Origin of the sequence: Anaerobiospirillum sp. NML120511 (genome assembly GCF_023050955.1) — a bacterium.
In the GTDB taxonomy this organism is placed as follows: domain Bacteria; phylum Pseudomonadota; class Gammaproteobacteria; order Enterobacterales; family Succinivibrionaceae; genus Anaerobiospirillum.
The window spans coordinates 25,357-37,005 of record NZ_JALKIK010000028.1; the positions used below are offsets into that span (position 1 = coordinate 25,357).

Below are 11,649 nucleotides of genomic sequence, written 5' to 3' on the forward strand. Positions count from 1 at the left end.
AATAATGCAGCCGTTTGTGTGTTTGAGGCTGCATGACAGCAGGGAACAGGATTGCAGCTTTCTGTTGAGCTGCACTCCACCGTTAAAAACGGTAATTGTGTGAAAGCCCGATTAAGCTGTCTTTGGCTGCTGCAGAGTGATTCTGCAGCAGGCCTCCCCAGGCTGGTGTGGACAGCCTTATTTTTTACCAGTCAATGTAAACGATTACATGGCCTTAAACAGGCCGGACGGGAGTATGGTGTGTTACTTGCCGACAATTCTGTGCGTAAGCACTCCTGTTACAGGAGTTGCTCTCTGATCTGACCTCACGAGCATTTCTGCTCAAACTCTTATTTCTCCGAATATCCGATACTTAAGATGCCACTGGCATCCCTTTAGCGGTCCGCATTGTAAGCGCTTACATTGGTGTTGTGCGATGTGGTCCGGTGGCCGGGCCGCTGCAGCGGCCCAGGCACCCCTGCCGCGCCCTTTGCGGCTCTGGCAGCAGCTTAAGCCGCGCGTGCGCCACAAGTGAGCTGTGCTGCATGAGCTTCATATGAGCAACAGTGTGACAGCGCAATACAGCTAAACTGCAGGTATTGCAGATACTGCTGCAGGTGCAGGCACTCTGGTGCTGTGAAGCATGGCGGGGACCTGGTGTCCTGGCTGGGAGTCCTGAGCTGGTGGGCGTGATGTGGGTGGCCGGAGATGGTGAGATTTTGAGCAGAAAGGCTCAGCCCCGCAGTGTGACGGGGGTGAGGCATGAAGGCTCAGCCCCGCAGTGTGACGGGGTGAGGTATGAAAGCTCAGCCCCGCAGTGTGACGGGGGTGAGGTATGAAAGCTCAGCCCCGCAGTGTGACGGGGGTGAGGCATGAAAGATTTCGTTTTGTTGTATAGAGGGAAGTAAGCTCTTCTCTGCAAGGTGTGACATGGACAGTCTTTTTGGGACTGTCTTATGGGCAGCGGCAATGGCTGTGTGTGGCCTGAGCTGCAGGTGCGGGGATAAGCTGAGCTTGACTTCACTGTGTGTATCAGGAGTTATATCATGGCTGAAAGTCCAGTTACGCTAAAGGAGAAGGTCTCCTTTGGTCTTGGTGCCGTGGGTAAGGATCTGGCCTACTGGGTCATGGCTGCCTACCTTATGATTTTCTTCACCGACACTGTGGGCCTGAGTGCTGCTTTCGTCGGCTTTATCTTCCTCATAGCCCGACTGTGGGACGCCTTTAACGATCCTTTCATGGGATGGATTGTAGACAATACCAAGACCCGCTGGGGCAAGTTCCGTCCATGGATTCTCATTGGTACCCTGGTTAACTCCGTCATCTCCATCATGATGTTTACCAATCCGATTCATTTCTTCGGTTTCAACATGACCGAGGCCATGATCTACTGCGGTATCTTCTACATCCTGTGGGGTATGTCCTATACCATTATCGATATTCCTTACTGGTCATTTATTCCAGCCTTCTCCACCGATTCCAAGGTACGTGACATCATGTCCGTAATCCCTCGTACCGGTGCCATGATTGGTGGCCAGTTTGTTGTAATTTTCGGTCTGGGCCTGATTACCTTCCTTGGTACCGGCATGGGCGATACCATGTCAGACGGCTTCTTCCGTTACGTTATCTTAATCAATATCGCCTTTATCGTTACCGAGATTATCTGCGTACGCAATATCCGTGAGCACGTTCAGACTCCACTGCGTCAGAAGATTTCCGTAAAGGGCATGATTCAGCTGCTGGTAAAGAACGATCAGCTCCTGGTCATCATTATCCTGACCATTATTCAGCAGGTTGCTCAGAATCTGGTCAATGGCGCTATCCTGTACTACTTCAAGTACGTTATCGTCAGCGAGGAGTCCTATCCTTACTTCATGGCTGCCGGTGCCGTCTTCCAGTTCATCGCTTTTGTAACCTTCCCATATGTGGTTAACTTTACCTCCCGCAAGTTTGTATATATCCTGGCTGCCTTGCTGATGGTAGGCGGCTATATGGGCATGTTCTTCAGCGGTTCAGGTGCTGATGCCTCCATCTTCATGTCCGGTGCCTCCTACTGCATCGCCTCCATGGGTGTTGCCATGTCACTGGTAGCTACCACTGTAATGCTGGCTGACACCGTAGACTATGGTGAGTACAAGTTAGGTACCCGTTCCGAGTCCATCGTATTCTCCATGCAGACCATGACCGTTAAGTTCGGCTCTGCTTTTGCCGGCTTCCTCTCCGGTCTGACCCTGACTCTGGTAGGTTACGTTCCTAACGTTCCTCAGACTGAGAGCACTATCTTCGGTCTGCGCATGGTAATGTTCGTTGCCTCTACCGTAGTTCTGCTGGTAATGCTGGTTCTGTACATCAAGTACTACAAGCTCAACGGCGAATTCTATAAGAACATGCTCTCTGCCCTGCAGTCCTCCCGTGACCAGGCTCAGTCCTCCAGGGAGTCTACCCGCTTTGTCCGTGCCGCTCTGCACGTTCGTACCGTGATGCTGGACTGCGATATCACCGACAAGCAGACTCTGTTATCACAGATGATTGACAAGGTAGCCCTTGTAGAGAACCTCAACGAGTCTGACAAGGAGGCTTTCCTCAAGGACATTATGGAGCGTGAGGCTTTAGGTCCTACCGGCATTGCTGATGGTATTGCCATTCCTCATGCCAAGTCTGACCTCATTAAGAACACCACTCTGGTTATTGCCAGACTCAAGACTCCAATGGACTTCAATGCACCTGACGGCCGCGCCTGTGACCTGATCTGCATGCTGGCCAGCGTCAACGATGGTAATGCTCACCTCAACGTGATTGGCCGTCTGGGTCTGATTCTTGACGACAAGGCCAATGTAGAGGCTATCAGAGCCTGCAATGACCCATACCAGCTCGTTGAACTCATCTCCAACGCTGAAAAGAAGTTCCTCTAAGAGCCTCGCAAGCTCTGTGAGCCCGGGCTGTGCAGCACAGGCTGTCAGCCCGGAGCCTGACGGCAAAGGTCCGCACCGGCATCAGCTGACAGGTCCCATGCCGCCAGGAACAAAATAAAAGGAGGCTGCACTGCCTGCCATAAAGCAGACAAATGCAGCCTCCCTGCAGCCGGCTCAGCTGCCATGATAAGGCAGCACAGGCCAAAGCAAAGGCGCAAGCCCGACTGGTCTGAAAGGACCACAGATTTCAAGATTTCACTGTCTTATCAGCATTCAGGACAGACAAGCGCATCCGACCGGGCGGTCACGATGCCGGCCTGAACCTGGCAATACCGCAGCCCCGGGAACACAAAGCTCCCCGGGCATAAAGCGCCCCTGGCATCAAGCGCCCTGGCAAGAACCCGGCCCTGATGTCGCAGCAGTGATGGCACAGCCATCAGCTGCATAAGTCGCGCTGAGCCCTCACGGGTTGCAATGGATGGGCCGGGATGACCCTGGAGGTCCAGGTAAAGCCCATTGGGGCGGCACGGTAAGAGTAAGACCAGATCTGATAAGAGCAAGACCGTTTTTGCTGAAATTATCAACTCAGCAAAGTTGAGAGCATGTCTGAGGTGTCAGGAACACACCACCACACAGACTGACATAGTAGGACTGCTCTTCTCTCCTCCATGACAAATCCTCTAAGGCCAGAGTCCACATGCTCTGGCCTTTTTTAATTCAGGCCAGAGTCCACATGCTCTGGCCTTTTTTAATTCAGGTCAGAGCTCAGCACCAGGACTGGTGAGGCTGAGGATCTGCTCTGTGCTGAGGGTATGACCGGGGCTCAGGATGAGGCTGCAGTCAGCAGCGGCGGTAGCGGTGTGGCCGGAGCGGCAGCTCGCAGCTGTGGTAACAGAGAGACCCGGCATGCAGCCATCAGCTGTGCTGACAGCGGGCTGGGCCGGGGCTGATGCACTGAGCTGTGGTGAGAGCTGCTTCTGGATCGGTGCTGTCTGTCTGTCAGGCCTGGGCGCGGGCGCGTCTGATGCGCTCGATGAAGTCCTCAAGTACGCTCATCGGACAGCCTATGTTGATGCGGCCGAAATTGTCAAAGCCAGGACCGAAGTGGCTGCCCGGGTGGAAGTGGGCTCTGACCCTGTCATGGAAGAAGTCCATGGTTTCCTTTTCACTGCCAAAGACAGGGTTGAAATCAACCCATAACAGGAAGGTGCCCTCACGTGGCTTTACAATCACGCCTGGCAGCACCTCAGGCAGGGCCTTGCGCAGATATGCATCATTGGCGTCAATGACCCTGTTGACTTCATCTACGTAATAGCCGCACTTCTGGTAGGCAATCTTCATCATGGTATTGCCGAAAATATTTGGCTCGGTGTGGCCATGACGAACAAGGGCGTTTTTGACTGTGGAGCGGATCTGGGCATCAGGTGCGGCAATCCATGACATGTGGCAGCCCATGACATTAAAGGTTTTGGACGGAGCACTGGTTACAATCAGATATCTGGTGATATCACCCTCAAGGGCCAGCATGGAGGTGAACTTGCCGCCCTCTGCCACAAAGTCAGAGTGAATCTCGTCAACAAAGAGAATGATCTGATGGCGTACACAGAACTCTGCCACCTGCTCAAGCTCCTCACGGGTCCAGATACGGCCGGTAGGGTTATGAGGGGATACCAGAATCATCATGCGCACACAGTGGTGCTCAAGCTGACGCTCCAGATCCTCAAAGTCCATGACATAGCGTCCCTCACGCTCTACAAGCTGTGGCTTGAGCACAGTACGGCCGTTGGCAGCGGTAATCTCATTAAGAGGAGGGTAGTAAGGGCTGTTGAGGATAACGGCGTCCCCTGGGCTTGAGAAAGCCTGGACGCACAGGGAGGTAATATTAACAATGCGAGGGGCATACAAAATAGTGGCCGGGCTTACCTTGAGGCCATGACGCTCCTTCATCCATGAGGCCACACCCTGCTCAAACTCATCGCTCTTGCAGGTATAGCCATAAAGACCGGTGCTGGCAATGCTTACCATGGCCTCCTTAATCTCTGGAGGGGTAAGAAAGTCCATGTCAGCGCAGCCCATCTGGATAAAGTCGTCACCACCGAGCATACGGTTAGGCACATCCCATTTGAAGCTGTCGGTACCAAGACGATCGATAACGGTAGAAAAGTCGAGCATATGCCCTCCGCAACAAAGAAAAACAACATCCCCGCCCCGGGCACCGGCAAAGGCACCGGCTCACAACAGGCCTTACAAGTGTCGTATTGAGTGGTCCTTAGCTCAGGTATTGCTCACAGGCTGTACCCTGGACAAATGAAGCGGGGATCTGCAAAGTTAGCACAAGCTGATTGCAGATAAAACCATGCAGGATTAATCACCTGATCAGTGCAGGCATCCCGGACGGGACACAGAGGCTCAGAAATGGCAGCTGTGCCATATCCCTGTGCTAAAAAATATCAATGTCATGACTTTCAGGGCAAGCTGCCTGGCACCACCACAGGGCCGAACATGGGCCATACAATAGCGTTACAGCGCCTGGTATTACACTGGCTGCGGACCACCACTATGCTCCATTGCAGCCAGCAGTGCCAGGGGTATGATCTCAGCTGTAGGCACGGATCAGCGCACAGCAACTGCCATAGTCACAGGTCATTGCGCTTCGAGGTCAGGGCCATGCCCGGCTTTGCCAGAAGCATGGTTTGCCAGCAGCAGGCTTTGCCAATAATAGTCTCTGGCCTTAGCCATAACTTTGCCCGCTGCCTGAGCCCCGTTAAAAGCCTTGCTGTGGCCTCAGCTCAGCCCTGACGGCTGCTATAACGACTGTTCAAACCGCTGATGCAGCTCAATGAGGACATTTATGTCGTGGCTGTTCATCCACTGTTTACCCTCGTCTGTATGGATGTTGGGCATACACAGCTGCAGGGACAGTCAGTACTCATGATTATTGGCAGTGAGTCTGTGCTTGCCAGGATGTCCAGAGACTCCATGAGGAGCATACCTGTCAGGACAACCAAGAGATAAGGACAACCATCTGGTCGGGACAGCCACGAGGTCGGGATAACCATGTGGTCGGGATAACCATGGCTGTCGGTACGACCAGAGCTATGGCCTTAGATGCGTGCCACTGGTGGGCGCAGGTGCTGGAGCTGGGGCTGAAGCTGGTGCTGACCAGCTTTGCAAGTCTCCTGGAAGGTATGACGTCCCGTATGCGTAGCAGTGCCGGCAGGGCCCTTAAAAAGCAAAGGAGCAGTCCCCTTATGGAGACTGCTCCTTTTGCTGATACCGGCAGTAAGCTGCCTGTACCCTGCTCCATGTGCTGTAAGCCCTGCAGTGCAGGCCTGTCTCCATTCCATGCATGCCGTACCAGTCAGTATGCCCAGGCTTAAGCAGCACATGGCGGCAACTGCCAGCGATGCTGACAGTTCGGTTTTCTGTGAGCTCGTGGCTGCGGGCTGCTCAGGCATCCGGCTGTCAGGGAGCGCAGACATGCTGTTGTCTGACCTTGTAAGCACATGGGGCTGACAGAGTGGCACAGGGGCCTCACTATGATGTCGGTGCACGGGATTAAGGCATTGCTCCCGGTATGAGAGTCAGGCGTGCCGACGGTGCCGGGGCAAAGGCCTTACGGACGGAGCCAGTATTAGCTTCAGCCGGGATTATCCTGTGCAGAGATTAGCTGCGGCAGCAGATGCACTCAATCTCAACCCTTGCGCCCTTAGGCAGATCCTTTACGGCAACGCAGGAGCGGGTAGGGTATGGCTGGGCAAAGTAGGTAGAGTAAACTTCGTTTACGGCAGTGAAGTCGCCGATGTCAGCCAGGAATACAGTGGTCTTTACCACGTCAGCGAGGGTAAAGCCGGCCTCTTCAACCAGAGCCTTTAAGTTGGACAGGGACTGGTTGGCCTGATCCTTGATGTCCTCTGGCATGTCGCCGCTCTGTGGGTTTACCGGAATCTGGCCGGAAACAAAGAGCATATTGCCGAGGCTGATGGCGCTGGAGTATGGACCGATAGCCTTAGGAGCGTTGGCTGAAGTGATGACTTCTTTAGACATAGTGACCTCAAATAATCAAAAGAAAAAGCTCAGACAGTCATGGCGTCATGGCAGGTCCTTCTGCCTGAGGCTCATGCAGGTCTGTAAGCTGGCAATCACAGCATGAGGCGGTGACGCACTGTAACAGCCATAAAGCTACGCAACCTGACCATAGTTGTAAAGTCTTTTCATGCAAGCGGCTAAAAATTCCCGCAACTGCACCCTCATGCCCCGTCTGCCCCATAAGGGTACCTGGTAAGCCTTAGCATCTGCCAGCAGGTCAGCCAGGCAGGAACATGCCCGGAGCTGCCAGGCTTTTGGGTGGGCAAATGGTGCTGACCTTGACAAGGCGGGCCAAAATAGCACCATCCAGGTACAGGTCAGCCCTGCTCAGAGCCGGTAAAGCTGCACTGACAGCAGCGGCCGGATGAGTAAAATGAGCTTACCTGATGCACCGTATGCCTCTGTAAGATTATGGCACTTATGAGGACTCAGGCAGCCTGCCTTATGTCTGCAGAAGTACTGTTGTGGTGCGGGCGCCTGCAGCAAGGCGCCATCCTGTACAGGGACAGTAACCCACTAACTGCAATGCTCCTGTCAGTCATGAACACAAATGGCAGGCAATGCATGGGGGGAGAGCATAATGCCGGTGTTGAGCAGGGCGGGCGCCTGCAGCACGAGGCCATCCTGTACTGGTGCGCTCACTTCAACGCCACTGTCAGTCATGAACACAAAGGGCAGGCATTGCAGCGTATTTTATGGGAGCTTGATGCCGGTAATATTCAGGGCTGAGTTTTCGGACCTGGAAAATGGGCTCTTGGTACCATATGACAGTTTCGCCATAAGACAAGGCTGTCTGCTGATATGGCGTCAGGCGCTGCAGCTGATGCAGGCCATGATTAACCGGGTACAGGATACGAAGGCAGTTGCGGTACATGTCTGGCTGAGTGCGGCAGCAGGCTCTGCAGCTGAGGGTAAAAGCCACCGGTGATGCTGGCCATTACCATAGCCAGGCGCAAGGGGCAGGGGACTGAGCATCAGCTGAGCTCAGACTGAGCTGGCGCTGACCAGCAGGGCAGGGGCTGGTGGGCCGGTCTGTTAACAGGGTATGGCGGGGCCTGATGGGAGTTATGGTACGGAAACGACTCAGGCGCCATGATGGCGCCTGAGGCAGTGGAGTTGCTGTTGCGGGCCGAGAGCCGTCATCTCTGTAGCTGACAGGGCTGGCAGGGGACTGCACGGACCGGCCTTTGTGTCAGTTGTGATGTCCGTAGGCCTTTTCTTCGCGCTTCATCTTGATGAAGTTGTAGCGGCCGGAAATCTTACGTCTGAAGGTGAGCATGCTGTTGCGTGGGAAGATGGCAATACGTCTAATCTGGAAAGGATCGGAGTCCATGTTGATATTGCCTGAGTCAGTAGCCAGAGCGTAGGTAAAGCCGGCCTTTTTGACCTCCTCCTTAACATCCTCATTAAGGTCGCCATAAGGATAGGCAAAGGTGGTAAAGGCATGACCATAGGTCTGCTCAAGGCTCTGCCTGCAGCCGGCAATTTCATCGCGGGCCTGCTCAAGAGGCAGCTGGCTTAAGCGAGGATGGGTTCTGGTGTGAGCACCAAACTCAACGCCATATGCCTCCATTTCCTTAATCTGCTCAGGAGTCATCAGGCTGAGGCGCTTTTCAGGGCGCTCAGCGTTATCGGCATCCCAGGCATTGCAGGTTGAATCAGAGAGCAGGAAGATAACAGCCTTGGCTCCATACTTCTTAAGCACAGGGAACATGACGCGGTAATTGTCTTCATAGCCGTCATCAAAGGTCAGCACAATAAACTTATTGCCCCTGTCAAAGCGCTTTAACATCAGATTGTTTTCAGCCAGCTCCTTGAAGGTAACAGTCTGATAGCCTTTGCTCTTTAACAGCTTCAGGTGACTTTCAAAGCGCTCACGTGTTACCCATGTACCATGTACACCGGCCTCAGCCTCGCTTTCAATGACGCGGTGATACATGAGAACAGGCACCTCATAGTGACGGTACTCAACAAAGGTACGGCTGTAGAGCTCTTCGATGGTAGAGACAATGCGCTCCATGTTGAACTCATGAAGCACAGTTTCTCTAAGTGAGCTCAGCTCCTGGACGGACAGGTTCACGGCAGCCTCAACGTCATCCTTAAGGGATGAGAAATCAAGGCGGGTCTCATTGACGCAGTTGATATCGCCAAAGTTTGACGACAGGGCAGCAGCCAGTGAGCTGGTGGTGACAAGGCCTTCGTAAATGGCCTCGCCAACAGCAATCAGAGGACGGCCTGAAAGTACGGCCTCAACACCTACACGACCTGCACCAACGATGACATCAGCTTTACGCATCAGCTGATGCACATCAGTGCGGTAGCCCAGGAACTCAACATTGGCAAGGTTGCGGAAGCTGTCGAATCGCTCAGGAATATCCTTGCTGCCAATAATCTGGATATGGATATGCTCGTGAGGGCTTAACTTGCTCAGCACCTCATAGGCCACATGGCCCTTAGGTCCTGACAGACGTCCTACCAGGGCAACACGGATTGGGCGTGGTGAGCTCTGGACAGCAGCGGCAGCTGAGAGAGCAGCAGAGTCTGCATCAGTGCCTGCGGGTGCAGCAGAGTCTGCAACAGTGCCTGCAGTGTCAGTGCCGGAGGAACCGGACGGAGTGGTATTCTGCCTGGATAAGTCTCTGTCACTGGCAGAGAAAGTAAAGACTGACGGGTCTACAGGATTGCGCAGCAGCAGGGTGCTTGCTTCATCGTAGCCCAGCTCCTTACAGATCTGGGTGCGGATGTTTTCACATACGCATATGCTTTTGACACCGAAAGCCTTAATGAGGCGACGGCTGGCATGGACAGGCTGTCGGCCATGAGTGGTGGTAATGAGGGGGATACGGCAGATCATGCAGGCAACAGAGCAGACCCATGAGGATGCACGTGAGTGGGCATGTACTACCTGAATATCGTGTTCTTTGATGAGCTTGCACAGCTTTATGATATGGCCGACGCGGGCAGATAAAAAGCGGTTGTTAAACTCGAGGGGAAAGAACGGTGCTTTGCATTTTACAGTCAGGGTGTCAGATACGATAAATACGTTATGACCACGATCAATAAGCTGGTCAGACAGGGTTGCTGCATAGACTTCAGCACCAGTGATTTCGCGCTGCGACAAGGCCATCAGTATGTTCATTAGTCACCCATGTTGCTTTTTTATGGAAGAACGTCGACAGAGGCAGATTCTATCATAACCATGTCTCTGATTAACGTATATAACAGGCTCAAGGGCCTTTCTGGGCGTATAAATTCAGAAATACAAACAAACAAACCGATCCGTGGTGACACCTTGATGCCCGACTGCCCCGTAGCACCCAGGACCAAAGCCTGCCTTCGGAACCTGACTGTGTGCTGCCCGTCCCGGCCGTAACGGGATGCAGCAATGCCATTGTTCAATGGTTCCATGTCTGTCTGCTGTGTATTGGCAATGAGCTGAACCCGGGCTGGGCTTAGTGGCCTTACCGAAATGGGATTAAATGGACATCAAATGGACCTGATGGTAAGGGTAACATGGGCCTTTGTGGCAAGCCTGGCAGATAAAGGCTGAGGATAATCATTAATGCGAGATCAGTCTGGCAGAGACAGCCACGTTGCCTGACCATATCGCCATGAGCACATGCATGAGTACGGAGGGCAAACCTGGCCAAGCCGGGCTAACAGGACAAAGCAGGTTTACAGGACCAGGCGGGTTTACAGGACCATGCGGGCTTACAGGATCATGCCGGGCTTATGACATAGGCTGGGCAGGAGGACAGGCAAAGACCAGTGCTTATGTGCGCCAAAATGACTCAGCTTATGATGGTCAGGGGCTGATTCTGGGATACTGATCAGGCATTGGAACAAAGATCTCTCAGGTAAGCAAAGTTGTTGTAAATTCAACTGATGAGACTTCATGGGGCACAATGCAGCCTTGCGCATGTTTAACCACTATGAGCGCGATCCGTCTGCATGATTGCCCTTGAGCAGGTATGAGAAACATTTGAGGTCAGCAAGCATGTTAAATGAACAGAGAAAGCTTCGTGATACAGGATATCTGTATGATGCCAATGAGCCCAAGATGATATCTGAGCGTGCCCGTGCCAAGGATCTGTGCTGGGAATACAACACTCAGATTCGTCCATCAGACAGCACTCGCCAGCTTGAGGTGCTCAATGATCTGCTGGGCAGTCACGGTGAGAACACCACTGTTGTTGCTCCTTTCTACTGTGACTACGGCTACAACATTAAGACAGGCGACAACTTCTTTGCCAATCACAATCTGACTGTACTGGACTGTGCCAGGGTGAGCATAGGCAATAATGTTTTCATTGCCAACAACGTTACTCTGACCACAGCCGGCCATCCAATTGATACTGAGAGGCGTAATAAGGGTCTTGAGTACGCCTGGCCGATACGCATTGGCAACAACGTCTGGATAGGTGCTGGAGTGTTAGTGCTGCCGGGCATCACCATTGGCAGTAATGTCGTTATTGGCTCGGGCGCCGTAGTAACCAGGGATATCCCTGATAACGTAGTTGCTGTAGGTAATCCATGTCGTGTCATGCGTTCGATAACCGAGGCCGACAAGGAAAAGTATCTTCAGCCTCATCCATCCTGCCAGCAGACCTTCCAGCTCTAGCTGACAGCACACTAACGCTATGGTCACGATGTATTTTGCTCAACTTTC

Annotated in this window: 6 protein-coding genes; 3 read left to right on the top strand and 3 right to left on the bottom strand. The window is 53.2% G+C overall.

From position 1 onward, the window contains the following. Positions 1-1,025: 1,025 nt before the first annotated feature. Positions 1,026-2,891: a melibiose:sodium transporter MelB gene (gene melB, locus MXE39_RS08590; protein WP_246978259.1), complete on the top strand. Its 1,866-nt coding sequence runs from the start codon at positions 1,026-1,028 to the stop codon at positions 2,889-2,891. 999 nt (positions 2,892-3,890) lie between these two features. On the opposite strand, the gene MXE39_RS08595 is transcribed toward melB, so the two are convergent. Together MXE39_RS08595 and MXE39_RS08600 are read right to left on the bottom strand one after the other, a co-directional pair. Further along, a complete protein-coding gene (locus MXE39_RS08595) occupies positions 3,891-5,063 on the bottom strand; it encodes an aminotransferase class I/II-fold pyridoxal phosphate-dependent enzyme (RefSeq protein WP_246978258.1) in 1,173 nt (390 codons plus the stop codon). Positions 5,064-6,557: 1,494 nt separating this feature from the next. Next, positions 6,558-6,938: a RidA family protein gene (locus tag MXE39_RS08600; protein WP_246978257.1), complete on the bottom strand. Its 381-nt coding sequence runs from the start codon at positions 6,936-6,938 to the stop codon at positions 6,558-6,560. Positions 6,939-7,544: 606 nt separating this feature from the next. Between MXE39_RS08600 and MXE39_RS08605 the strand changes: the two genes are divergently transcribed. Then, positions 7,545-7,709: a hypothetical protein gene (locus MXE39_RS08605; RefSeq protein WP_246978256.1), complete on the top strand. Its 165-nt coding sequence runs from the start codon at positions 7,545-7,547 to the stop codon at positions 7,707-7,709. A 463-nt stretch (positions 7,710-8,172) separates the two neighbouring features. Here the strand turns inward: MXE39_RS08605 and MXE39_RS08610 are convergent, their stop codons facing one another. After that, on the bottom strand, positions 8,173-10,107 hold the full coding sequence (locus tag MXE39_RS08610; RefSeq protein WP_246978255.1) for a polysaccharide deacetylase family protein: 1,935 nt from the start codon (positions 10,105-10,107) through the stop codon (positions 8,173-8,175). 870 nt (positions 10,108-10,977) lie between these two features. On the opposite strand from MXE39_RS08610, the gene MXE39_RS08615 reads away from it, so the two are divergent. Beyond that, positions 10,978-11,601, top strand: a complete 624-nt coding sequence (locus MXE39_RS08615; protein WP_246978254.1) for a sugar O-acetyltransferase — start codon at positions 10,978-10,980, stop codon at positions 11,599-11,601. Positions 11,602-11,649 lie beyond the last annotated feature (48 nt).